The organism is Azospirillum griseum (assembly GCF_003966125.1).
Classification (GTDB): Bacteria; Pseudomonadota; Alphaproteobacteria; order Azospirillales; family Azospirillaceae; genus Azospirillum; species Azospirillum griseum.
The window spans coordinates 26,816-50,164 of sequence record NZ_RXMA01000008.1; the positions used below are offsets into that span (position 1 = coordinate 26,816).

The 23,349-nt window shown below is 64.0% G+C and carries 20 protein-coding genes and 2 tRNA genes; 10 read left to right on the plus strand and 12 right to left on the minus strand.

Going from position 1 to position 23,349, the window contains the following annotated elements:
* Positions 1–223: 223 nt before the first annotated feature.
* From miaA to EJ903_RS10480, 6 genes are all read left to right on the plus strand, one after another.
* A complete protein-coding gene (gene miaA / locus EJ903_RS10455) occupies positions 224–1,201 on the plus strand; it encodes a tRNA (adenosine(37)-N6)-dimethylallyltransferase MiaA (RefSeq protein WP_126614874.1) in 978 nt (325 codons plus the stop codon).
* A gap of 33 nt (positions 1,202–1,234) precedes the next feature.
* Complete coding sequence (locus EJ903_RS10460) at positions 1,235–2,446, plus strand: aminotransferase-like domain-containing protein (protein ID WP_126614877.1); 1,212 nt, start codon at positions 1,235–1,237, stop codon at positions 2,444–2,446.
* 356 nt (positions 2,447–2,802) lie between these two features.
* Positions 2,803–4,566, plus strand: coding sequence for an acetolactate synthase 3 large subunit (locus EJ903_RS10465; RefSeq protein WP_126614879.1), 1,764 nt, complete (start codon positions 2,803–2,805; stop codon positions 4,564–4,566).
* A gap of 50 nt (positions 4,567–4,616) precedes the next feature.
* Entirely contained in the window at positions 4,617–5,126 is a 510-nt protein-coding gene (gene ilvN, locus EJ903_RS10470; RefSeq protein WP_126614881.1) for an acetolactate synthase small subunit, read from the plus strand.
* Between the two features lie 173 nt (positions 5,127–5,299).
* On the plus strand, positions 5,300–6,319 hold the full coding sequence (gene ilvC / locus EJ903_RS10475; protein ID WP_126614883.1) for a ketol-acid reductoisomerase: 1,020 nt from the start codon (positions 5,300–5,302) through the stop codon (positions 6,317–6,319).
* 190 nt (positions 6,320–6,509) lie between these two features.
* On the plus strand, positions 6,510–7,259 hold the full coding sequence (locus EJ903_RS10480) for an SDR family oxidoreductase (RefSeq protein WP_126614885.1): 750 nt from the start codon (positions 6,510–6,512) through the stop codon (positions 7,257–7,259).
* 38 nt (positions 7,260–7,297) lie between these two features.
* On the opposite strand, the gene mrdA is transcribed toward EJ903_RS10480, so the two are convergent.
* The 5 genes from mrdA to EJ903_RS10505 form a co-directional block, all read right to left on the minus strand.
* Positions 7,298–9,187 carry a penicillin-binding protein 2 gene (mrdA, locus tag EJ903_RS10485; RefSeq protein ID WP_126614887.1) on the minus strand — a complete coding sequence of 630 codons (1,890 nt, stop codon included), beginning with the start codon at positions 9,185–9,187 and terminating at the stop codon, positions 7,298–7,300.
* Positions 9,188–9,208: 21 nt separating this feature from the next.
* Positions 9,209–9,721: a rod shape-determining protein MreD gene (mreD, locus tag EJ903_RS10490; RefSeq protein WP_126614889.1), complete on the minus strand. Its 513-nt coding sequence runs from the start codon at positions 9,719–9,721 to the stop codon at positions 9,209–9,211.
* A gap of 33 nt (positions 9,722–9,754) precedes the next feature.
* Entirely contained in the window at positions 9,755–10,627 is an 873-nt protein-coding gene (gene mreC, locus EJ903_RS10495; RefSeq protein WP_126614891.1) for a rod shape-determining protein MreC, read from the minus strand.
* A gap of 90 nt (positions 10,628–10,717) precedes the next feature.
* Positions 10,718–11,758: a rod shape-determining protein gene (locus EJ903_RS10500; protein ID WP_126614893.1), complete on the minus strand. Its 1,041-nt coding sequence runs from the start codon at positions 11,756–11,758 to the stop codon at positions 10,718–10,720.
* Between the two features lie 200 nt (positions 11,759–11,958).
* Entirely contained in the window at positions 11,959–12,483 is a 525-nt protein-coding gene (locus EJ903_RS10505; protein WP_126615144.1) for a TIGR00645 family protein, read from the minus strand.
* A 237-nt stretch (positions 12,484–12,720) separates the two neighbouring features.
* Between EJ903_RS10505 and phoU the strand changes: the two genes are divergently transcribed.
* Entirely contained in the window at positions 12,721–13,428 is a 708-nt protein-coding gene (phoU, locus tag EJ903_RS10510; protein WP_126614895.1) for a phosphate signaling complex protein PhoU, read from the plus strand.
* 143 nt (positions 13,429–13,571) lie between these two features.
* A complete protein-coding gene (hisE, locus tag EJ903_RS10515; protein ID WP_126614897.1) occupies positions 13,572–13,910 on the plus strand; it encodes a phosphoribosyl-ATP diphosphatase in 339 nt (112 codons plus the stop codon).
* 24 nt (positions 13,911–13,934) lie between these two features.
* On the opposite strand, the gene EJ903_RS10520 is transcribed toward hisE, so the two are convergent.
* On the minus strand, positions 13,935–15,488 hold the full coding sequence (locus tag EJ903_RS10520) for a class I SAM-dependent methyltransferase (RefSeq protein ID WP_126614899.1): 1,554 nt from the start codon (positions 15,486–15,488) through the stop codon (positions 13,935–13,937).
* Positions 15,489–15,958: 470 nt separating this feature from the next.
* Between EJ903_RS10520 and EJ903_RS10525 the strand changes: the two genes are divergently transcribed.
* Positions 15,959–16,034 (plus strand) — tRNA-Lys (locus EJ903_RS10525).
* A 66-nt stretch (positions 16,035–16,100) separates the two neighbouring features.
* Positions 16,101–16,176: transfer RNA gene (locus tag EJ903_RS10530), tRNA-Lys, on the plus strand.
* Positions 16,177–16,510: 334 nt separating this feature from the next.
* On the opposite strand, the gene EJ903_RS10535 is transcribed toward EJ903_RS10530, so the two are convergent.
* The 6 genes from EJ903_RS10535 to EJ903_RS10560 all read right to left on the minus strand — a co-directional run bounded on the left by EJ903_RS10535 (position 16,511) and on the right by EJ903_RS10560 (position 23,287).
* Entirely contained in the window at positions 16,511–18,367 is a 1,857-nt protein-coding gene (locus EJ903_RS10535; protein WP_126614901.1) for a hypothetical protein, read from the minus strand.
* A complete protein-coding gene (locus tag EJ903_RS10540; protein ID WP_126614903.1) occupies positions 18,367–18,867 on the minus strand; it encodes an ABC-three component system middle component 2 in 501 nt (166 codons plus the stop codon). Before EJ903_RS10540 ends, EJ903_RS10535 begins: the two co-directional genes overlap by 1 nt.
* Positions 18,864–19,991 (minus strand): ABC-three component system protein, encoded by a 1,128-nt coding sequence (locus EJ903_RS10545; RefSeq protein WP_210211423.1) that lies wholly within the window; start codon positions 19,989–19,991, stop codon positions 18,864–18,866. The genes EJ903_RS10540 and EJ903_RS10545 overlap by 4 nt, the downstream gene beginning before the upstream one ends.
* A 374-nt stretch (positions 19,992–20,365) precedes the next feature.
* Entirely contained in the window at positions 20,366–20,815 is a 450-nt protein-coding gene (locus EJ903_RS10550; protein WP_126614907.1) for a bacteriohemerythrin, read from the minus strand.
* Positions 20,816–21,026: 211 nt separating this feature from the next.
* Positions 21,027–22,835, minus strand: a complete 1,809-nt coding sequence (locus EJ903_RS10555) for a M3 family oligoendopeptidase (protein WP_126614909.1) — start codon at positions 22,833–22,835, stop codon at positions 21,027–21,029.
* An 89-nt stretch (positions 22,836–22,924) separates the two neighbouring features.
* Complete coding sequence (locus EJ903_RS10560) at positions 22,925–23,287, minus strand: hypothetical protein (RefSeq protein WP_126614911.1); 363 nt, start codon at positions 23,285–23,287, stop codon at positions 22,925–22,927.
* Positions 23,288–23,349 lie beyond the last annotated feature (62 nt).

Sequence of the window (23,349 nt, forward strand, 5' to 3'; positions counted from 1 at the left end):
CACCCTCGAGTTTTTTCGCCTGACGGCGATCATCTTGCGGAATCCTTTGGCCCGCACTGAAAAGCCCCGCACCCCTTGCGGGGCTTTTCGTTTTGGTCGGGCGGGGCTTTCCGTTTTGATCGGCTTGGTGCGCGGGGTGGGTGCTGTGTTTTCGCTTGGCCTGCCGCACCGATGATGCTCAATCACCGTGATCGGGTTTGAAGGGCGTGGCAAGGGACGGGGCATGAGCGAGCTTACGGACGTGGTCGTCATCGGTGGGCCGACGGCGTCGGGCAAATCCGGCTTGGCGCTGGCGGTGGCGGAGGCGTTGGACGGCACGGTCATCAACGCCGACAGCATGCAGTTGTACGCCGAGTTGGACGTCATCACCGCCCGCCCGCCCGCCGAGGATCTGGCGCGCGCGCCGCACCGGCTCTATGGCGTGTTGCCGGTGGCCGAACGCGGGTCGGCGGCGCGCTGGCGCGATCTGGCCTTGGCGGAGATCGCCCAGGCTCAGGCTGACGGTCGGTTGCCGGTGCTGGTCGGCGGGACCGGCCTCTATCTGCGCGCCTTGATGCACGGGTTGAGCGAGGTGCCGCCGATCCCCGACGCGGTGCGCGCCGCCGCCCACGCCCGCCTGTCCACCTTGGGCGGGGAGGCGTTCCGCGCCGAACTGGTGGCGCGTGACCCGGATTCGGCCAAGCTCAACCCCGGTGACACCACCCGCCTGACCCGCGCCTGGGAGGTGTTGGAGGCGACCGGCCATCCGCTGTCCCACTGGCAAAGCCAGACCGCCCAAGGCGCGCCCGAGGGCATGCGCTTTTCCATCGTCTTGCTCGACCCGCCGCGCGCCGATCTCTACGCCCTGTGCGACCACCGTTTTCGCCTGATGATGGGCCAAGGCGCGCTGGAGGAGGTGCGGCGGTTGGACGAGCTGGCCACCCGCCAGGGCTTGCCCGCCGATCTGCCCGCGCTGAAGGCGTTGGGTGTGCCGGAGTTGCGCCGCCATCTGCACGGAGAGATTGGGTTGGAGGACGCCATCGCCCTTGCCCAGCAATCCACCCGGCGCTATGCCAAGCGGCAGGTGACATGGTTCCGTCATCAACTTGCGGAACGACCGCCCCATACGGCACCGCATGGCTGCCATACGGTCGATTCGCTCTGTTCATTGGACCAACGGAGTGCAATTCTCCGCCTTCTAAAAACACACGTGCGCCGGTGAATCGGCGCGCCGCATCAGTCCAGGAGAATCGTCGTGTCGGTTGATTGGGGTCATGTGTTCGCAAGCCGCGTGGGCGGCATGACGGCGTCGGAGATCCGTGAGCTGCTGAAGCTGATCGACCGGCCGGAGATCATTTCCTTCGCCGGTGGCATTCCCGACCCGGATTTCTTCCCGACCTCCGCCCTGGCACGGGCCTATGAGAAGATTTTCCAATCGAACGGCGGCGCTGGCGGCGCGCTGCAATACTCGATCACCGAGGGGTTCACCCCGCTGCGCGAATGGATCTGCGCCTATATGGAGCGCAACGGCGTGCCGGTCGGGCTGGACAGCGTGCTTGTCACCAACGGATCGCAGCAGGTTCTTGAGTTCGTCGGCAAGCTGCTGATCGGCCCCGGCGACAAGGTGGTCGTCACCCGCCCGACCTATCTTGGCGCGCTTCAGGCCTTTTCGCCCTATGAGCCGTCCTACCTCTCCATCCCGATGGACGAGGAAGGGCCGGAACTGTCGGCGCTGGACGCCGCGCTGGCGCAAAAGCCGAAATTCTTCTACCTCGTGCCCGACTTCCAGAACCCGAACGGGACCACGGTGTCGTTGGCCCGGCGTGAAGCGATTCTCGACCGCTGCGCGGCTGCTGGCGTGCCGGTGGTGGAAGACACCGCCTATTCCGAACTGCGCTATGACGGCGAATCGCTGCCGCTGATGGCCGCGCTGGATTGCGCCCGCAACGGCGGCAAACTGACCAACGTCATCTATTGCGGGACCTTCTCCAAGACGATGGTTCCGGCCTTGCGCGTGGGTTGGGTCAACGCCGCGCCGGAGGTCATCAACCGTCTGGTGCTGATGAAGCAGGCCGCCGATCTGCACGCCAGCACCATCAACCAGATCGTGTTGCACGACGTCGTGTCGCAGATTTTCGACAGCCACATCAAGCATCTGCGCTCCCAGTACAAGGAGCGCCGCGACGCCATGCTGGCCGCGCTGGACGAGTTCGCCCCGCCGGGCGTCACCTGGACCAAGCCGGAAGGCGGCATGTTCGTGTGGGTGGAAGCGCCGGAGACCGTCAACGGCACCGCGCTGCTGGAACGCGCGATCAAGGAAGCCAACGTGGCTTTCGTGCCCGGTTCGGCCTTCCACGCCGACCGTTCGGGCCAGAACACGCTGCGTCTCTCCTTCTCCGTCAACAAGCCGGAGCGGGTGCGCGAGGGCGTGCGCCGTCTCTGCGCGCTGCTGAAAGAGTCGATCTGACGCCTGACCGGGCGGGGTTCGCCCCGTCCGACTCCTGCGGTCCCGCCGACACGGCGGCCATCCCGGCCTGGGGTGGCCGCCGTTGACGCATGTGGGGGGCGGAGGGCGGGTGTGAGGCCGGGCGTGATGCTTCGTGACATCATCGCGCAACAATTGGAAAAACTGCGGCAAAAAAACTTGTCAATCATTCGCGAAATGGGTTGACCACCGCGCGTGGATTTGGCTAATTTGCCGCTCCCGCCCCGGCTGCAGGGGGCTAAACCGTTGTTTTGATGGAATAGCCTTGGCTTGGTGGCGGCAGTCCCGGGGATACGGGTGCCCGAAGGAGAGGCACCCCTTTGAGAAGGTCGTGAGCTATGCCTGAACAGAAGCTGACCGGCGCCCAGATCATCATCAAGGCTCTGAAGGATCAGGGCGTTGATACCATCTTCGGCTATCCCGGCGGCGCCGTACTTCCCATTTACGACGCGCTGTTCCAGCAAAACGATCTTCGTCACATCCTCGTACGGCACGAACAGGCCGCCGTTCACGCGGCGGAAGGCTACGCGCGCTCGACCGGCAAGGTCGGTTGCGTGCTGGTCACGTCGGGTCCGGGTGCCACCAACGCCGTCACCGGTCTGCTGGACGCCCTGTGCGACAGCATCCCGCTGGTCTGCCTGTCCGGTCAGGTGCCGACCCACCTGATCGGCAACGACGCCTTCCAGGAGGCCGACACCACCGGCATCACCCGGCCCTGCACCAAGCACAATTACTTGGTGAAGGACGTCAACAATCTGGCCCGCACCATGCACGAGGCCTTCTACGTCGCGCGCAGCGGCCGCCCCGGCCCGGTGCTGATCGACGTGCCGAAGGACGTGCAGTTCGCCGATGGCGTCTATGTCCCGCCGGGTGAGGTCAAGCACAAGACCTACCGCCCGCAGGTCAAGCCGGAGATCGCCCGCGTCGAGGAGGCGATCGAACTGATCGCCAACGCCAAGCGCCCGATCTTCTACACCGGCGGCGGCGTCATCAACGCCGGCCCGATGGCGGCCAAGCTGCTGACCCAGTTCGTCAAGACCACCGGCTTCCCGATCACCTCGACCCTGATGGGGCTGGGGGCCTTCCCGGCGTCGGACGCGCAATGGCTGGGCATGCTGGGCATGCACGGCACGTACGAGGCGAATCTCGCCATGTACAACTGCGACGTCATGATCAACATCGGTGCCCGCTTTGACGACCGCGTGACCGGCAAGCTGTCGGAATTCGCGCCGGGGTCCAAGAAGATCCACGTCGACATCGATCCCAGCTCGATCAACAAGAACGTCGCCGTCGACATTCCCATCGTCGGCGATTGCGGGGCGGTGCTGGAAGCCATGCTGACCATGTGGAAGGCCCGGCAGAAGCGCGCCGATCAGGCGGCGTTGAAGGAGTGGTGGGGCCAGATCGACGGTTGGCGGGCGCGCAAGTGCCTGAACTACAACCGCACCGAAGCGGTCATCAAGCCGCAATACGCGCTGGAGCGCCTGCGCGACGCGCTGCGCGGCAAGGACCACTACATCACGACCGAGGTTGGTCAGCACCAGATGTGGGCGGCCCAGTTCCTGCCCTTCGACCAGCCCAACCGTTGGCTGACCTCCGGTGGTCTCGGGACCATGGGCTATGGCCTGCCCGCCGCCATCGGCGCGCAGATCGCCCACCCGGACGCCATCGTCGTGGACGTGTCTGGCGAGGCCAGCTTCCTGATGAACATGCAGGAAATCGGCACCGCCGTGCAGTACCGCGCCCCGGTCAAGGTGTTCATCCTGAACAACCAATATATGGGCATGGTGCGCCAGTGGCAGGAGCTGCTGCACGGCTCGCGCTTCTCGCAGAGCTATTCGGAAGCGCTGCCCGACTTCGTCAAGCTGGCCGAGGCCTGGGGCTGCGTCGGTCTGCGCGCGACCACGGTGGCCGAGGTCGATGAGGTCATCGAAAAGATGCTGGCCGTCACCGACCGCCCCTGCATCGTCGACATCGCGGTCGATCCCAAGGAAAACTGCTTCCCGATGATCCCCGGCGGCAAGGCCCACAACGAAATCCTGCTTGGCCCGGACGACAGCCCGTCCGACGCCACGCCGGAAGACGGCATGGTCCTGGTCTGATCGTCAGGCTTCGTTGATCCGACGCACGCTATTTCTGGGGATTGGGAATCATGGACGACAGCAAGATCGAAAAGCACACCATCGCCGTGCTGGTGGACAATGAGCCGGGCGTGCTGGCGCGCGTCATCGGTCTGTTTTCCGGGCGTGGCTACAACATCGAAAGCCTGACGGTGGCGGAGGTGAACAACGCCGACCATCTGTCGCGCATCACCCTGGTCACGTCCGGCACCCGGATGATCATCGAGCAGATCAAGGCGCAGTTGAGCCGTCTGGTCCCGGTGCACCGGGTCCATGATCTGACCGACGAAGGCCCGTCGGTGGAGCGGGAATTGGCCCTGGTCAAGGTGGCGGGGACCGGTGAAAAGCGCATCGAGGCGCTGCGTCTGGCCGACATCTACAAGGCCACGGTGCTGGACGCCACGCTCACCTCCTTCGTCTTCGAACTGACCGGGACCACCGAGCAGGTCGATGATTTCGTTGGGCTGATGGCGCAATTGGGGCTGGTCGAAGCCAGCCGCACCGGCGTCGTCGCCATGTCCAAGGGGGCCAGCGGGTTCTGACCCCCGGCTCCGGTTCGACCGGTTGCGACGGCAAAAACGCAAGGAAGCGTCCCGGTTTTGCCGCGCAACCATGCGATTGTTTCGCTTGACGGACGGCTTTGCTCAATGGAGTAATCCGCCCGCAAGGGGACGCACACCCTCTTCGTTTGCTGTGAATTCAAGGAACCATCACCATGCGCGTCTATTACGATCGTGATGCCGACGTCAACCTGATCAAGGGCAAGAAGGTCGTCATCGTTGGCTACGGCAGCCAGGGCCACGCTCACGCCCACAACCTGCGTGACAGCGGCGTCAAGGACGTGCGGATCGCTCTGCGCCCCGGCTCGGCGACCACGAAGAAGGCCGAAGCCGCTGGCTTCACCGTGATGGCTCCCGGCGAAGCCGCCGCGTGGGCCGATGTCGTGATGGTTCTGACCCCCGATGAACTCCAGGCCGACCTGTACAAAGACGATCTGGCCAAGAACATGAAGCAGGGTGCGGCTCTGGCGTTCGCCCACGGCCTGAACATCCACTTCAACCTGATCGAGCCGCGCGCCGACCTCGACGTGTTCATGATCGCGCCGAAGGGGCCTGGCCACACCGTGCGCAGCGAATATCAGCGTGGCGGCGGCGTGCCGTCGCTGGTCGCCGTGCACCAGAACGCCTCGGGCAACGCGCTGGACATCGCCCTGTCCTACGCCTCTGCCAATGGCGGCGGCCGTGCGGGCATCATCGAAACCAGCTTCAAGGAAGAGTGCGAAACCGACCTGTTCGGTGAGCAGGTCGTCCTGTGCGGCGGTCTGACCGAACTCATCAAGGCTGGCTATGAAACGCTGGTTGAGGGTGGTTACGCCCCGGAAATGGCCTATTTCGAGTGCCTGCACGAAGTGAAGCTGATCGTCGACCTCATCTATGAGGGCGGCATGGCCAACATGCGTTACTCGATCTCCAACACCGCTGAGTATGGTGATTACCGCACCGGCCCGCGCATCATCACCGCCGAGACCAAGGCCGAGATGAAGCGCGTCCTGACCGACATTCAGGAAGGCCGTTTCGTCCGCGACTGGATGCAGGAATGCAAGGTCGGCCAGCCGTCCTTCAAGGCCATCCGTCGCCGCAACGCCGAACACGAAATCGAAAAGGTCGGCGAGAAGCTGCGCGCCATGATGCCGTGGATCGCCGAGCGTCGCCTGGTCGACAAGTCGAAGAACTGATCGGTTCTCCGATCCGTTCCACACGGAAAGGCGCGCTCCGCAAGGGGCGCGCTTTTTTGTTGCCCGCGTGCATTCCGTGAGGAAGCGCGCTTCACCCCGTCGATTGGATCGCAAGAACCGGGTGTTGCCGCCTGCCGGGGCTGCGTAGGTCTGTGTCTCCAACCAAACGGTGATGGAGGAGAGACGGATCATGGCGATGTTGCGCGACAAGGTGGCGATTGTGACCGGCGCGTCGGCGGGGATTGGCCGGGCGACGGCGCTGCTGTTTGCCGCCGAAGGGGCGGCGGTGGTAGTGAACGCCCGCAACGCCTCCGGCCTGGACGCGGTGGTGGCGGCGATCACGGGCCAGGGCGGCCGGGCGCTGGCCGTTGCCGGGGATGTGGCCGACGAGGGCACGCACGCGGCCTTGGTTCAGGCGGCGCACGGCACCTTTGGCGGGTTGGACATCGCCGTCAACAACGCGGGCGTGGTCGGGTCGATCAAGCCGCTGGCCGACGTGACCTGTGCGGAATGGAACGCGGTTCTGTCGGTCAATCTGACGGCGGCCTTTCTGGGCGCGCGCCATCAGGTTCCCGCCCTGCTGGCGCGGGGCGGTGGCGCGCTGGTCTTCACCTCCAGCTTTGTCGGCACCAGCGTCGGTCTGCCTGGCATGGCGGCCTATGCGGCGGCCAAGGCCGGGCTGATGGGCCTGGTCAAGGGGCTGACGGCGGATTACGCCGCCCGGGGCGTGCGCGCGAACGCGCTGCTGCCGGGCGGGGTGGACACCGCGATGGCGGGCGATGCCGACCAACGGGCGTGGGCGGCGGGCCTGCACGCGCTCAAGCGCATCGCCCAGCCGGAGGAGATCGCGCAGGCCGCGCTGTTCCTGGCCGGGCCGATGTCCAGCTTCGTCGCCGGATCGGCCCTGTTCGCCGATGGTGGGAACGCCGCCGTGAAGTGATCCGGCGGGCAGGGGAGGGGCCGCACTCCGCCGCGCCATCACCCCTTGGGCTTGCCCTTCGGGCTGTTTGGGGCGTTGTCGGCCACCGCCGCGCGGCCTGGATCGCGCTTCTGGCATTCCAGCAGGATGTCGCGGGCGATCGGGGCGGCGGCGGTGGACCCGCCGCCGCCATGCTCGACGAACACGGCGCAGGCGTAGCGCGGGGCCTGGAGCGGCGCGAAGGCGACGAACAGCGCGTGGTCGCGGTCGCGCCAGGGGATTTCGTCCTGCTTCTTCAGACCGGCGGCGCGCTGGGCCATGGTGATGCGGCGGACCTGGGCCGAGCCGGTCTTTCCGGCCATCTCATAGCCGATCTCGGTGATGCGCGATTTGAACGCGGTGCCGTTGGGGGCGTTCACCACCTCGTTCATGCCGCGCAGCACGATGTCGAGATTTTCCTTTTTGACCCCCAGATTGGGCCAACTGGTTTGCTCGCCGCTGACCGTCTTGATCTGCCGGGTCAGATGCGGTTTGACGCCATAGCCACCGTTGGCCAAGCGGCAGGTCATGACCGCCAATTGCAACGGCGTGGTCAGGACATAGCCCTGACCGATGGACGAAATCAGCGTTTCGCCCATGTCCCAGCCCTTGCCATAGGTTGCCTTCTTCCAGGCGATGGAAGGAATCACGCCGGGGCGTTCGTGCGGCAAATCCAGGCCGGTGCGTTCGCCCAGGCCAAAACGCCGGGCCATCTCGGCGATGCGGTCCACGCCGACGCGGCGCGACACGTCGTAAAAGAACACGTCGCAGGAGTGGCGCAGCGCGCCGACCACATCAACGGTCCCATGCCCGCCCTTGCGCCAGCAATGGAACCGGTGGTCGCCCAATTCCATATAACCGGGGCAGAAGACGGAATGATGGCTGTTGATCGCCCCCGATTCCAGCCCGGCCAACGCCACGATCATCTTGAAGGTGGACCCCGGCGGGTATTGCCCGACCACCGCCTTGTTGTTCAGCGGCGTGGCCGGGTTGGAGAGCAACTCCTCCCACAGCTCGGCGTTGATGCCCAAGGTGAACTGGTTGGGGTCGAAACTGGGGTGGGAGCACAGGGCGTAGATGCCGCCGGTGTGCACGTCCATCAGGACCACGGACGCGCTTTGCTCCTGCGCCAACCGCTGCTGAACGAAGCGCTGCATCTCCATGTCGATGGTCAACTGGATTTCGCGGCCCGATTGGCCCTCGTCGCGCGACAGTTCGCGGATGACGCGGCCAACCGCGTTGACCTCCAACTGGCTGGTTCCGGCGGTTCCGCGCAGCACCTTTTCATGGAACTTCTCGATGCCCGCCTTGCCGATGCGGAAGCCGGGCAGGGACAGCACGGGGTCGCTGTTGCCGCTCAACTCCGCTTCCGACACCGCGCCGACATAGCCCATGACGTGGGCCAGGGAATCCGCCTGCGGGTAATGGCGCAGTTCACCCACTTCAATCGCCACGCCGGGCAGGTCCGGCGTGTTCATCTCCAGCGTCGCCACCTGTTCCCAAGACAGGTTCTCGCGCACGGTGACGGGCACGAAGCGGCGCTTGCGGTGCAGTTCGCGCAGCACGCGGCGGCGGTCGCCCTCGGTCAGTGGAACGATGCGGGAGATCTTGTCCAGCGTTTCCTGGATGTTGCGGGTCCGCTCCGACACCACCACGACGCGGTAATTCTGTTGGTTGACCGCCAACGGCACACCGAACCGGTCAACGATGGTCCCGCGCGAAGGGGCGATCAGGCGCAGGCTGATGCGGTTTTCCTCCGCCAGCATGGTGTAACGCGCGGATTCAACGACCTGAAGATAATAGAGCCGTCCAACCAGCGCGGACAGCCCAGCCAACTTCAACCCGCCCAGCACCATGGCGCGGCGGGTCAGCAATCGGGATCGGTCGGTGTCGCGGTCGATGGAACTCATGAAACCCTGTGGGAAACCCCGCTACTCATTGAGGAAAGCCCGATGGACCCGGATCAGCAACCACCCCAGCGCCGGGAACATCGCCACCGTCAGCAAACCCTGGAACAGGGCCGGTTTGAGGGGCAGGATGGTCGCATTCAACGCCGAAAAGGCCAGCCATTCCAGAAAGGCCGCCCCGATCATCACCAAAGCAAAGCCGATCCACAGCAACAGAAAGGTGCTGGCCAGGAACAGCCGACGTTGGTTGACCACCGCCCATTGCGTGACCACCAGCATCAGCGCGTTGACCCCCAGCGGTCCACCGATCAGCAGATCCTGCAGCAGCCCGATCAGAAAGGCCACCCTCGGTCGCATCAGATCTGGTCTGTGGATGGTCCAGTAATAGACCGAGATCAGCGTCAGGTCGGGTGCGATGGGGGCATAGGAGGGGGCGGGTAGGCGGATCAGCCCGACCAGCACCAGCATCACCGTAACGGCAAAGGGCGCAAGATTGCGCCCCGCCTTGTCCAGCCTCTGCCAGAAGGTTGTTGTCATGTCATGCGTCCATCGGGGTCGCGCGGACGCGCCTCATTTCCACTCGGGTGAGGAGTCAAACTCCGTTCCGGGCAGGCCAAAATCGACCAGACGCAAATGCTCGACCCGCGACAGGTCGGCGCTTGGCAGCACCCGTACGCCTCCGCGTTCGCTGGCCGATGTGACGACGCCGACCAGAAGCCCGGGCGGGAACAGCCCGCCATGGCCGGAGGTCACGACACGGTCCCCGACCTGCACCGGAGAATCCGGCGGCAGGTACAACAGCTTGGCCTGATCGGAGTTGTCACCGGCCAAAACCGCGCGTTGCCGGGAGCTTTCCAGCACCACGGGCACACGGGCGCTGATATCGGTCAGCAGAAGCACGCGCGATGACCATTCCCCGACTTCGATAACCCGACCGATCAACCCAGCCCCCGCGAGCGCGGCTTGCCCCTTTTTCACGCCATCCCGCCGCCCGGCCGTGACCACCAAGGTGCGGACGAAGGAACTGCCCGGGGTGGCGATGACGCGGGCCGTGATGAAGTTGACCGCCGGTTCCGGGGTGGCCCGCAACAACGTGCGCAGACTGGCGTTTTCCGCCTCCAACCGCAGGGCGGCTTGCCGCCATTGCAGAAGACGTGCGTTTTCCGCCTTCAGGCGTTGGTTCTCCTCAAACGCGTTCTGGACCTCGACCGCCGACTCGATGACGCGGGCAGCGGTCGCTGCTGGGCGCGAAATCGCATCCAGGATCGGGGAGAAAGCGTCGGTCACGCGCGCGCGCGCGGTGTCCACCGACACTGACTCGATCTTCCCGACCATCATCAGCGCGATTGAGGCGAGGACCAGAAGCAGGAAGGAAAAACGCTGCGCCAACGCCCGCAACGGGGCGGCAAGGCGGACAACGGAGCCGGAGGAACGAGGCTTCACAGGATGTTCCCGTCCAGATACGGGGATGCCCCAGGTCTGCGCGGCCTAACCATGGCACGGCAAACCAAGGGCCATCGACAGATACACCAATCAGTAAGCGCTGACCAAGACGTTTCGCAGGGTCTTCATCTCTTCCAGCGCGCGACCGGTCCCCAGGGCAACGCAGGAGAGCGGGTCATCGGCAATCGACACCGGCAGGCCGGTGGCGTGGCGCAGGACGAAATCCAGATTGCCCAGCAGCGCCCCGCCGCCGGTCAGCACGATGCCCTTGTCGACGATGTCGGCGGCCAGTTCCGGCGCGGTGTGTTCCAGGGCGACCTTCACCGCCTCCACAATGGCGGACACCGGTTCAGCCAGGGACTCGGCGATCTGGCGTTCGGAAATGATGAGTTCCTTGGGCACGCCGTTCATCAGGTCGCGGCCCTTGATCTCCAGGATGCGGCCTTCGCCGTCTTCCGGCGGGCAGGCGGAGCCGATTTCCTTCTTGATCCGCTCGGCGGAGCCTTCACCGACCAACAGATTGTGGGTGCGGCGGATGTAGCCGATGATCGCCTCATCCATCTTGTCGCCACCGACGCGGACGGACCGCGAATAGACGATGCCGCCCAGAGACAAGACCGCCACTTCGGTGGTCCCACCGCCGATGTCCACCACCATGGAGCCGGTCGGCTCCGTCACCGGCAGACCGGCCCCGATCGCGGCGGCCATCGGCTCTTCGATCAGGAACACGCGGCGGGCACCGGCGGCCTCCGCCGATTCCTGAATGGCGCGACGCTCCACCGCGGTCGATCCCGATGGCACGCAGATGATGACCTGCGGGCTGGCGAAGCTGCGGCGGTTGTGAACCTTGCGGATGAAATGCTTGATCATTTCTTCCGCCACTTCGAAATCGGCGATGACACCGTCGCGCAGCGGGCGGATGGCCTGGATGTTGCCGGGCGTGCGGCCCAGCATCAACTTCGCCTCATCGCCAACAGCCAGCACCTGTTTCTTGCCGCGCACGTTGGCGATGGCCACGACCGAGGGTTCGTTCAGGACGATGCCGCGACCCTTCACATAGACGAGGGTGTTGGCCGTCCCGAGGTCGATCGCCATGTCGGCGGACAATACGCCAAGCAGTTTGGAGAGCATGGGGGTGACGGACTCTTGAAAGCGGTTGAGACGGCCGGACCGGCGGCGCGACGCGGCACGTCCGCCGACGGTTCCATAGACGAATGCACGGACACGCTCAAGCGCCGAGTGCGGGTGAGCGTGAATTGGCCCTGTCTAGGCCGATTCATGCTGCGCCGCAACGGGATTGTGGGGAACACCGACGCGCGTCCCGGGGTGGATCAATGCTCCGCGTCGCCCTTGGCCGGGCCGTGGCGGTGGCCTTCCAGCCGATCCATCAGCGCCAGCAGAACGCCCGACACCACGAAGGTCATGTGGATGATCACCAGCCACATCAACTCGTTCTGGGTGACATTCGCCAGATTCATGAAGGACTTGAGCAGATGGATGCCCGAGATGGCGACGATGGACGCGATCAGCTTCAGCTTCAGCCCGCCGAAATCGACCTTGCCCATCCAGTCGGGCCGATCCTCGTGGTCAGCCACATCGATCTTGGACACGAAATTCTCATAGCCGGAAAAGATCACCATCAGCAGCAGGTTGCCCGCCAGCGACAGATCGATCAGCGTCAGCACGGCCAGCAGCACATCCTTTTCCGCCATGTCCAGCACATGGGGGGCGATGTGCAGCACCTCTTGCAGGAACTTGATCAGCAAGAGGCCCAGGGCGATCACCAGCCCTAGGTAAAACGGGGCGAGCAGCCAGCGGCTGGCGAAAATGACCTGTTCAAAGCGGCGTTCGATCATCGCGAGCATCGGGGTTCCGGCGGTTGATGGGGCGGACATACAGCCTGTGGATCGCCTTGTGGCAGCGCTGCGGTGCGAAATCAACCCTTGGCGCGCGCCGGTGGAACGGGTGCGCAACGATCTGGTCAGGGCTGTCATGCTGCGGTAACGTTCTGTCGTTATTCTTGGTGTTGGTAAAAGCTGCGTTACCGATCCGTCGCCTCCCACACAGTCCGTTGCCTGGAAAGGTCTGCCCCGATGTCGAACTCCGCCCCGCACATCGTGTCCGCGTTTGAGGACGCCCTGAAGCGGCTGAAGTCCGCCATCGTCCAGATGGCGGGAGCGGCTGAAACCCAGCTTGATCAGGCGTTGAGCTGCCTGACCCATCGGAATCCCGAACTGGCGCTGGAGGTCGTGCGGTCCGACGCTCAGCTTGACAGTTTCGAGCACGAGATCGAAGCGCATTGCATGCGCCTGCTGGCGCTGCGCCAGCCGGTGGCCGACGACCTGCGGGAGGTCGTTTCCGCCCTGAAGATCGCCGCCAATCTGGAGCGGATCGGCGACCACACCGCCAATTCGGCCAAGCGCGCGGCGGCGATCGAGGTGTTTCCCGAATCCGCGCCGCTGCTGGGCCTGCCCAATCTGGGGCGTTTGGTGCGCCAGCGCCTGACCGCCGTCATCGACGCCTACGTCGACACCGACGCCGAAGCCGCCCTGCGGATCTGGAACACCGACGACGAGGTGGACGCGCTCTACACCAGCCTGTGCGCGGAGATCGAGCGTTCGGCCTCCACCGCGCCGGGGCAGTTCACCGCCCACATGCATCTGATGATGATCGCCAAGAATCTGGAGCGCATCGGCGACCACGCCACCAACATCGCCGAGGTCGTCTATTACGTCAGCACCGGGAAGCCGCTGCTGGACGAGCGCCCCAAGGCCGACCGCTCCTGCGATCCGGCGCTCTGACCGCGCTCGGGGAGGGGCGTCACCGGGTGTGGCGGCCCCGCACCCGGTGACAAAAAACGCACGCCGGGTGCGAATGGGGTGTGGAAAAAACGGTTCGGCGGGTTCACGCTGCTGAAACATTTCTGACACAGCCCGTTCCCGAGATGACCGACGCCCTGATCCGCCTGTATGACGCCATCCTGGACCGGCAGGGCATGAACCCCGCCGACTCCAAAACCGCGCGGCTGATCGCCGCCGGGCCGAAGAAGATCGCCAAGAAGGTGGGCGAGGAAGCGGTCGAGGTGGCGCTGGACGCCATGAACGAGGACCGCCAGGGCGTCATCAACGAAAGCGCCGATCTGCTTTACAATCTGTCGGTGCTGTGGGCGACGCTGAACATCCGGCCCGACGACGTGTTCGACGAGATCCGGCGGCGGGAGGAGCTGTACGGCATCGCCGAGAAGCTGCCCAAACCGGCGGCGGGTGGCAGCGGCGGGCGCTGACCCGCCTTTCCGTCCGTCGTCCCGTCAACGCACCCCCAGACGAGTCAGCACCGGCAGCCGCCGCGCGGTGAAGGCGGCGTGGCGGCGGCGCAACTCGGCCACCGACTCCGCATCGCCGTCGATCCGCGCGCCGTCGCGGGCCAGAACCACCCCATCCTCCGACAGGCAGGACCAGGCGAAGGCCGCCGGGTCCACGCCCTCGCGCGCGGCCAGCAGGAACAGCGCCTCGATCCGCGACACCGCCACGCCGGACCCCAGCAGCGGGGCGGCGAGGTGGCTGGGGCCGTCGACGTCGCGGTGGCGGGCCAGCACCGCCGCGTTGAAGCGGTCGGCGTGGGCCTGCGCCCCCTGCGGGTCGTCCTGCTCCGGCAGCGGGGCGGCAAGGCCCAGGCTGGTCAGCAGGATCAGGGCGCGCAACAGCGCCTCTTCCCCCTGCGCGGCGAGCGCGGGCAGGGCCAGCAGCGCGCCGAGGCTCTGCGGCTCCCGCTCCAGCGCCGCGCCCAACGGCTCGTGCAGCGCGCGGGCAAAGCGCAGGGTCCCGACGGGGGTGGAGGCGCTGTCCGGCAGATCGTCGGCGGGGACCAGCAGGGCAAAGCGGGTGGCGCGCAGGCGGCGGCGCCGCTCGGCGGCGCTCAGCCGTTCGCCCCCCTTGATGAAGAGGTCGCGGCGGAAGCTGCGGTTGGTCAGCAGGTCGCGCAGGGTTTCGGCCTGGGTCGGGTCGGTCTCCTCCGCCACCAGGGCGCGGGCGGCGTCTGACAGGGTCAGATCGTCCAACTGCTCCATCGGCACGGCGGCCCCGGCGAAATCCAGCTTGGCGGCGGCCATCTCGCGGGCGACGTCGGCGTGGTGGAAGGCGGTCCAGTCGCGGTTCAGATACTCGTGCGCGATGTAGTTGGCCGATTTGCCGCGCAACGACTCGATGCGCTCCACCACCCCGTCGGTGCGGGCGAACCAGCCGCCGCCGGTCGCCGCCAGCCGGGCGGCGTGGGCGACGGCGCGCTCGATCCGGTCGGGCAGGGGGCCGTGGTCGGCCGCGCAGCGGTCCACCAGCAGGCGGCGCAGCGGCATGTGGGCCAGCGTACCGGGCAGGGCGTTGTAGCTGACGAAGACCACACCGCCCGGCACCAGCCGACGGCGCAGCAGATCGACCAGGATGGCGCGGTTGTCGGCGCTGACCCACGACCACACCCCGTGCAGGGCGACGGCGTCGAGCGGCGGCCCGTCGCGCCCGGCGTGGTCGGCGAAGCTGTCGTCGAGGAACCGGGCGTTGCCCAGCCCGCCATCCCCGGCCAGCCGCCGCGCCCCGGCGATGTGGCCGGGGTTGAAGTCCATCGCCTCGAACCGCGCCTGCGGCGTCGCCCCGGCCAGCACCGCGCTGGTCAGCCCATGGCCGCAGCCCAGTTCGGCCAGGGTGAAGCGCCCGTCGTGCAGCGCGTCGGGCGTGCGCCAGCCCTTCAGCGTCAGGGCGAAGGAGAGCAGGGCGGGCGTCCAATCGCGGTAAAAGGCGCGGATGTAGTCGATCCCGCCGACATAGCCGCCCGTCCAATCCCCCGCCTGACCGCCCGCATCACCGCTCATGCCCCACGCCCCCGTTCGTCCATCCGCGCCGCCCGTCGCGCGCCGCCGCGACGGTGTAGCCGCCACCACCCCGGCCCACAAGCCCCCGCCGCCGTGCCGCAGCGGGCGGGGGCGGGGGCGGGGGTGGGGCGAATGGAACGTTTGAAACACGGTGAAACATGTTTCGGCCCCCTGTTCACCGTTCCACGGCACCCCCCATCCTTCCCCGATCCGCCCGGCCCCCCGATCCGCCCAGCCTGGGGATGAGTCCTATAACGGTCGGCCCGGCGCGGCAACGATCCGGCGAAAAACCCCCGCCGCGCGGACGGGCGAAAAAAATCGGCGGCGACCGAATTTTCCTATCGACAGCCCCAACCGGCTTCGTTATAAACCGCGCCACACCGGGCGGGCGGCACCGTCGGCCCGGAACGATGACCAGTCGGTTGGACAAGCGGTCTCCGCAAGTCGGCGTCTGGTGATCACCGAGAGATGGGCGCATAGCTCAGTTGGTAGAGCAGCTGACTCTTAATCAGCGGGCCCAAGGTTCGAGTCCTTGTGCGCCCACCATCTCTTGGCAGCCGTGTGGTTCCGGCTGGGTTCGCGGGTGATCGCGGCCAAACGAACAACACAGATGGGCGCATAGCTCAGTTGGTAGAGCAGCTGACTCTTAATCAGCGGGCCCAAGGTTCGAGTCCTTGTGCGCCCACCATCTTCCGAACCGCACCAACGGTTCCCAATAAAGCCCGGCCTTGAGCCGGGCTTTTTGCGTTTCTGGGGTTGGCGGTGGGGTCTGATGCACGCCAAGATCGGTCCTTCGGACATGGTGGCTTATGCCTCAAAGCGGACCTTTGGCCAGGATCGCCTTGCGCCAGTTTTAGACATTCTGCTAATCTGCGGTAAATCATGAAAGTCGTAATTTTATCAATCACGTAAAATCCCTGGTTGTAAAAGTCCACTGAAAAACGGCGCAAGGTGCACAAGAAGCCTACCCCTGACCATTGGGGTAAATTGACGAAGGGTACCAATGGTGCTTGGGAAGAGTTCTAATTATCCAGTGCCCAGGGAATGAAGCCAACTCGATCACCGGGTTCGGCTTCATTCCCCGCAAACCACTCATAGTGAACGGCAGCGGCCACACTGGCAGGCGGCTCCTTGTTTTCTACGATAATGACCTGCACGTCCTTGGCAGTTTTCGTAAGTGACACCCAGAAAGCTGCCTCGACGCCGGAGCTTACTGTGCTGTCAGAACCCTTCACATCCCTCGCACCCCGCCGCTTATAGCTTGTTAATGGCGAGTCGATAACCACGACCCCCGGATGGGGTAGGTTCATTTTCTGACAGTAGCGAACCAACCCGATTACGAAGGCCGAATACAAGACGGCTCGGAAGCCCTTCCCGTGGGATTGTCGAGTTTGCCCATCGACCTTGATGTCGAAATTCTTCGTGTCAAATTCGACGCGGCCTTCGCCTTCCCATTTCCATTCTTTAAGAACTTCTTCGACTTCTTTACAAAATTTCAGCAAAGAGACTTCAGGCAAGCTCTCCCACAGCTTCTTGGTTTTTCCCTTTCCAGTTTTGCTCTGCTCGATTTCTATTTTGAGCGCGCGCAAGATCTCGACTTGCTCGCTCGTGTTGCGAGCAGATTCCAGCTCTAATCGCCGCTTGTTAAGGCGACGAAGCTGCGCGGTGCTGTTTGCGGCAGCAGGTAGCAGAATGCTGGCCAGTCTGCGTTCGGCATCCTGATACGCGGTTTGTGCATTCGCCCTGTCCGCGTCGCGCGCTTTGCGCCGTTGTTTCAAGCTGGCAATGGCGTCTTCAAGGTCAGCACGCTGAGCAAGTATTTTCGCTGCCTCCGCTCTGGCGGCCGCATAGACATCTGCACTGGCCTGCGCAGCCTTATGAGCATGATCGTCATCCATATTCTGTCCGCAGAGCGGACAGGTGACAGTTTGCAAACTATCGAAATAATACGTGCCTTCTGCGACAAAGTCCAAGCGGCTCAGGTCGGACGTATAATGCTCGCTGAGGAGATGGTATCGTGTCAGAAGTTGATCAATCGCTAATATTTGAGTATCGGCTTTGGTTCTCACGTCGCTCGCCGTATCGCGCTCATTTAGTAAGTTCGCGCGTTCCGTTTCAATAGCGGCAAGCTCGTCAGAAACCCTGGCGATTGTCTCATCGATTTTCTCGATGGAATCCTCTGTGTGATCGCTCGGCGTGGCTTGGAGCTGTTGCTCCAACGGTGCCAGCAAGTCATCGATCAGCGCTATTTGGGCATTCAAACGAGCCGTGACGATCGCCTTCTTTTCACTGGCGACTACACTGGAATCGTCTTTGCCAGAGAGCATGTATGCGAACATGCGCTTCCGCGGCGTCTCATCGAACCCTCCCCGTCCAAGAACAGGTGACTGCTCTTCGATCACGGCCACTTCGTCGATGATTATCGTCGGAAAGAATGTACGGATTGTGAGCCGCTGCACTTTCCCATCGTTATCCTTGCGGAGCATGGCTTCCTTGATGCCCGCGAAAGGAAACAGAACCGATGTTATGTCATCGGCCTTGCTTGTGCCGTGCCGTCGGTGTGCGATCGCCTCGCCATCTCCCTGGATGGCGTCGATCTGCGAACGATGTGCTTTAAGATCGCCGCCCGAAAGGTTGCGAACCAATGTGAGATAATCGCCTGCTGTGTTCTGAAATTCGACTTTCAGTTCGTCATAGGGTTCGGCTTGCGGGATGCGCTTTTTCAGCTCCTCGGCTCCGAAAATGTAATCGAGGCAATGAAGCAGATAGCTTTTCCCGGTGTCGGATTCGCCGGCGATGACGTTCGGGCCGGGACCGAATTTGACCGAGGCGTCTTCAACATTTGGGCCACTGAGGCGTATTTCCCTGATCTGGAGCATTACAGTTCCAATTCCTTTATTATCGTCAGGCGATCAAATTCAGCGCCCCAACGACCGATATTCTCGGTCATGTAACTTTCGAGCATCTCGTCTGTGTAAGTCGCAAAGTGCCGAACTACCCAGGCCGCTCGCGCACGCAGCGAGGATGCATAGTTGGATGCGAGCAATTTTAGGAAGGCTCTTGTGAGCGCAGTGGCACGATAGCAAATGCCACTGGGTTCGAATTCCTTCTCCAAAAGCTCTTTCGCGAACATGGCATCAAGCCCCGCGAGTACGAGTTCGCGCTTCACCAAAAGCTCTCCTCCTCTGAACGGCACGGCGGGGTGAAGGCTCGGCGGGCCGCCCTTAACGTCGCCGGAATGGACGAGAAGATAGTCGTAGGACACCAGACGCTGGAGATCGAACGCCTCACCATTGGCTTCATCAAGCGCGAAGAGAAGCCGCAATCCCGACTCTATCGGGGTGTTGAACGGTCGTGCCCATTGATCCGGCAAGCTCATTTGTCGCACCACTGGACTTGCCCTTCGTTCGCCATCTGATGGCACATACCCTCTCGGTCGTTTGGCAGAACGTGAGGCTCAAGCGCGTGCTTGCTGAGCTGAATATTCTGCGACGCCTTAACGGTCTCGATCAACCGCTGATAGCCGTCAGGTTCACTGGTATGCCAGTGGTACAGACCATCGTGAAACTCCTTAAGGAGCGTATCAAAGAATGCAATGTCAGCCATCTGGTCCCGCGCCAGCTCTTTAAGTCCTTCGGCATGATAAAAGGTCAGGCGCGACCGATCGAACAATCGGCGATGCTTATTCGAATGCAGAAAATCGGACAGATTTGATACTGTGTGGCCGAGATCGGCTGAAATCACCCTCATGAGTTGCGTAACATATTTGTTCTCGCCAGGTGCCACATCGGATGGTGGTTCGGGCGGCTTCGGGCGATCGATCAGCGGTGCGCCGAAGACGGTCAGATGGTATTTGGTCTGGGCGTGTTCGTTCAGAAGAGTAAGCGGTTGCTTCGCACGGAAAGCCGTAAAAGGGACGCTTTCGATGTAGGCCTTAAGTTCGACCGTTAGCTCGACGGGATCCTTGCGGATTTTGCTCCGGCAATGCTCTTCCCATTTATCGATGATGAATTTTCGAAGATCTTCGGGCTTATCCAGAAGGTCTTGGAATGGCGAGGTCACACCCTTGTGAGTTACGAAATAATATTCTTCTGGAAAGGTGTAGTCGCCACGGTGACTGTAAAATAACACCTTCCCGATTTCTGCCGCAGCTGTGCCAGCCCCCAGCGCTGAACCGTAGTGCTTGCACTGGTAGAGCGTCCATTTGCGGAGTGGGACAGTGTTTGGATCGTGCCAGGCGATGACATCGCGGCCCTTATCGCCTGCGCCACCGCGCTGTTGGACCTCGACGATTTCTGGTCTCTTCACGGCTAGATAATCGGACGCCCATTCCAGGGTGAGGCGCTCGAACTCCGCCGCGCTGAAATTTGCGAGTCGATCGAGCTCCGATATTGGCAATCCGACTCCCAAACCGAGCAAACGCGCATTCGCACCTGGCCACGGAGTGGGCGGTTCCAAATCCTCCATTTGGCTCGCTGTCTGGCCGTTTTTGCTTTTCGTCACATAACCCCCGACCAAATATTACCTTTGTCCAGACTACTCTAGCCAAAATTTTGATATCAGACGCGATAACTCATTTATATCGGGTAAAACTACCTCATTGCACAGCCGGAAACCAGCGGCTTTGCAGCGTCCTGCAAGTTAGCTGTGATAGCAATCGCATGTAGCAGTGGCAGGAAGTCTTCGATGATGGGCACCGCCGTCACGAAATCGGCATGGTCGGACAGAGAGGCGATTTCACCGGGCTTGCCGTCAATCCAGTTCGCGGCGGCGTCATTAAAACAATGCACTCAACGTCACCGTTCTTAGGTTCTATTCTTAAAACCAAATAGTCCATTTCTGGCGCAAAGCGATCATTATGAATCGCTCGCCTTGCCTCAAAAATCCCCGTCCCCCCCCATCAAAAACCCCGCCGTCACCCGGTCCATCGTCACCAGATGGGTGTCGAACCAGGAGGGGAAGGCGCTGCGCAGGTAGGTGCGGGCGGGGGATTCGTGGTGGGGGGTGAGGGTGGCTTGCAGGTTGGCGAAGACGGCCAGCAGGCGGGCGTGTTCGGCGCTGTGGCAGTGTTGGGCGAAAAAGCCGGTTTCGGCCATCAGCGCCTCTTCCCGCGCGAAATGGGCGCGGAGATGGTCGGCCAGCGCGGCGAAGGCCGGGGCGAGCGCGCCGGGCGGGGTGGCCTCGGCGGCGGCGAGCAGGGCCAGCGCCTCGGCGTGGTCGTGGTCCATCATCGGATGACCCAGGGTGATCAGCGCCGCCGGATCGGGCAGGGCCTCGGCGCTGGACCGGGGGGCGGAATCGGTGGCCGGGGCGGGGTGCGCGGTCATGCGGCGGGTCCTTGAGGAAACGGGCAGGGGCGGGACCGGAAACGGGAATGGCCCGCGAAGCGGGGGCTTCGCGGGCCATTCTGCCCTGTGGGGGCGCGGGTGCCCTTGACCGGGGTCAAATGGGCGGTGGGGTTTTGAGGGGTGGGGATTCTTGGGGCGGTTTCCCCCTCACCCTGCCCTCTCCCCGGGGGGAGAGGGTTCTGGAGGTGGGTCAGGTGGGGGTTTGGGCCAGTTCGTCGATGAAGCCGCGAATGACGTCCAGGCCCTTTTGCCAAAAGGCCGGGTCGGTGGCGTCCAGGCCGAAGGGGGCGAGCAGATCCTGGTGGCGCAGGGTGCCGCCCGCCGTCAGCATCGCCAGATATTTGTCGGCAAAGCCCTGTTCGGCGTCCTGATAGACCGCGTAGAGCGAGTTCACCAGACAATCGCCAAAGGCATAGGCGTAGACATAGAAGGGCGAATGGATGAAGTGGGGGATGTAGGACCAGTAATGGCGATACCCCTCGTCAAAGCGCAGCGCCGGGCCGAGGCTTTCGGTTTGCACCGCCATCCAGATCTCGCCGATGCGGTCGGCGGTCAATTCGCCCGCGCGCCGTTCGGTGTGGACGCGCCGTTCGAAATCGAAGAAGGCGATCTGGCGCACCACCGTGTTCAGCATGTCCTCCACCTTGCTGGCCAACAGCAGGCGGCGGCGGGCCGGATCGGTTTCCGCCGCCAGCAGGGCGCGGAAGGTCAGCATCTCGCCAAACACCGACGCGGTTTCGGCCAGCGTCAACGGCGTGTCGGACAGGAAATGCCCCTGCTTCCCCGCAAGGATCTGGTGGACGCCGTGGCCCAGCTCGTGCGCCAGGGTCATGACGTCGCGCGTCTTGCCCTGGTAATTCACCAGCAGATAGGGGTGGACGCTGGGCACGGTGGAATGGGCGAACGCCCCCGGGGCCTTGCCCGGCCGCACCGGCGCGTCGATCCACGGGTTGTCAAAGAAACGCCGCCCGAGCGTGGCCAGATCGGGCGAAAAGCGGCCATAGGCCCCCAGCACGATGTCGCGCGCCTCGTCCCACCGGATGCTGCGGTCGGCGTCGTTGGGCAGGGGGGCGTTGCGGTCCCAGTAATCCAAATGATCCTGGCCGAACCATGTCGCCTTCATCGCGTAATAGCGGTGCGACAGGTCGGGGTAGGCGGCCTTGACGGCGGACACCAGGGCGTCCACCACCTCATCCTCAACCCGGTTCGACAGATTGCGGGCGGCGGTGGGGGAGGGGTAGCGCCGCCACGTGTCCTCGATCTCCTTGTCCTTGGCCAGCGTGTTGGTGATCAGCGCGAACAGGCGGGAATTCTCGCCCATGACGCGGCCCACCACCTCGCCCGCCTCGCGCCGCTTGGCCGGGTCGCGGTCGGACAGGCGGTTCAGCGCCTCCGCACAGGTCAGATCCTGCCCGCCGATGGGGAAGCGCAGCCCGGCGATGGTCTCGTCGAACAGGCGGTTCCAGGCGGCGCGGCCCACCACGTATTTCTCGTGCAGCAGCCGTTCGACCTCGTCGGTCAATTGGTGATCGCGGTACAGCCGCACGTCGCGCAGCCAGGGGGCGTAGCGCGCCAGCGCGGGCGAATCCGCCAGCCGGGCAGCGACCGCCTCCTCCTCCAGCCGGTTGATCTCCAGCGTGAAGAAGATCAGTTGGGTGGAGATGGCGTTCACCCGCTCCTGCGCGGATTGATAGAATTTGCCGATAACCGGATCGGCCATGTTGCCGCTGTAGGTCAGGCTGGCGAAGGACATCACGCGCGACAGCGTTTCGTCGATGGCCTCATAGTCGGCGATCGCCTGCGCCAGCGCATCGCCGGACAAACCGGCGAGCGCCCCGGCGTAGCGCTCCTGAAACGCCTTGGCCTGCGCGTCGGTGCGGTCGAGGTCGGCGGCCAGCTCCGGCGCGTCCATGCCGGGGTAGAGGTCGGTCAAATCCCAGGTGGGGAGCGTGCCCAGATCGGGGCTGTCGGTTGCAGCCAAGGCGGCACTGCTGGTCATCAAATCCCTCCAAACAATCGGTTCAAGGGATATAGGCCGGTCCGGCACCAACCGGAAGACAGCGAATGGGAATTATGACGATTGGGGCCTTACGCGGGGCGAGCGCTGTCGTCCTGCACCCGGCGGATCGCCGCCTCCACGCATTGCAGATGCAACTTTTTGCGGGCGAGCAGGCGGGCGCGCCGCTCCTCCAGATCGGTGGTGGGCATCGCTTCGATCTTGCAGCCGCGCCAGCCGTTGGCGTCCAGCGCCCGGGCGACCTCGGCGTAACCGAAATAGCCCTTGTCCGGGTGGGTCCAGGGCGCGCGGAAATCGGACTGGCGCAGGACGAAGCGGTTGGACTGGCTGCCGCCGCCCAGATTGGTCAGCCGGGCCACGATCAGCCGCTCGCCGTTGCTCTGCACGACGGTGAGGATCGGGCGAATCCCGGTGATGGGCGGATCGGAAGCCATGCGCCATCCATAACCGTCCGGCGGCGATCTGACCAGCGGGAAGGGGCGGGCGCTTGCGGCGC

What these genes read in the sequence shown, in the direction of transcription:
- EJ903_RS10465 (WP_126614879.1), top strand. Translation starts at nt 2,803, where the DNA reads ATGCCTGAACAGAAGCTGACCGGCGCCCAGATCATCATCAAGGCTCTG.
- EJ903_RS10500 (WP_126614893.1), bottom strand. Translation starts at nt 11,758, where the DNA reads ATGCTCTCCAAACTGCTTGGCGTATTGTCCGCCGACATGGCGATCGAC.
- hisE (WP_126614897.1), top strand. Translation starts at nt 13,572, where the DNA reads ATGACCGACGCCCTGATCCGCCTGTATGACGCCATCCTGGACCGGCAG.
- mrdA (WP_126614887.1), bottom strand. Translation starts at nt 9,187, where the DNA reads ATGAGTTCCATCGACCGCGACACCGACCGATCCCGATTGCTGACCCGC.
- EJ903_RS10555 (WP_126614909.1), bottom strand. Translation starts at nt 22,835, where the DNA reads ATGACCAGCAGTGCCGCCTTGGCTGCAACCGACAGCCCCGATCTGGGC.
- phoU (WP_126614895.1), top strand. Translation starts at nt 12,721, where the DNA reads ATGTCGAACTCCGCCCCGCACATCGTGTCCGCGTTTGAGGACGCCCTG.
- EJ903_RS10560 (WP_126614911.1), bottom strand. Translation starts at nt 23,287, where the DNA reads ATGGCTTCCGATCCGCCCATCACCGGGATTCGCCCGATCCTCACCGTC.
- ilvC (WP_126614883.1), top strand. Translation starts at nt 5,300, where the DNA reads ATGCGCGTCTATTACGATCGTGATGCCGACGTCAACCTGATCAAGGGC.
- ilvN (WP_126614881.1), top strand. Translation starts at nt 4,617, where the DNA reads ATGGACGACAGCAAGATCGAAAAGCACACCATCGCCGTGCTGGTGGAC.
- miaA (WP_126614874.1), top strand. Translation starts at nt 224, where the DNA reads ATGAGCGAGCTTACGGACGTGGTCGTCATCGGTGGGCCGACGGCGTCG.
- EJ903_RS10520 (WP_126614899.1), bottom strand. Translation starts at nt 15,488, where the DNA reads ATGAGCGGTGATGCGGGCGGTCAGGCGGGGGATTGGACGGGCGGCTAT.
- EJ903_RS10540 (WP_126614903.1), bottom strand. Translation starts at nt 18,867, where the DNA reads ATGAGCTTGCCGGATCAATGGGCACGACCGTTCAACACCCCGATAGAG.
- EJ903_RS10550 (WP_126614907.1), bottom strand. Translation starts at nt 20,815, where the DNA reads ATGACCGCGCACCCCGCCCCGGCCACCGATTCCGCCCCCCGGTCCAGC.
- EJ903_RS10535 (WP_126614901.1), bottom strand. Translation starts at nt 18,367, where the DNA reads ATGCTCCAGATCAGGGAAATACGCCTCAGTGGCCCAAATGTTGAAGAC.
- EJ903_RS10480 (WP_126614885.1), top strand. Translation starts at nt 6,510, where the DNA reads ATGGCGATGTTGCGCGACAAGGTGGCGATTGTGACCGGCGCGTCGGCG.
- mreD (WP_126614889.1), bottom strand. Translation starts at nt 9,721, where the DNA reads ATGACAACAACCTTCTGGCAGAGGCTGGACAAGGCGGGGCGCAATCTT.
- EJ903_RS10505 (WP_126615144.1), bottom strand. Translation starts at nt 12,483, where the DNA reads ATGATCGAACGCCGCTTTGAACAGGTCATTTTCGCCAGCCGCTGGCTG.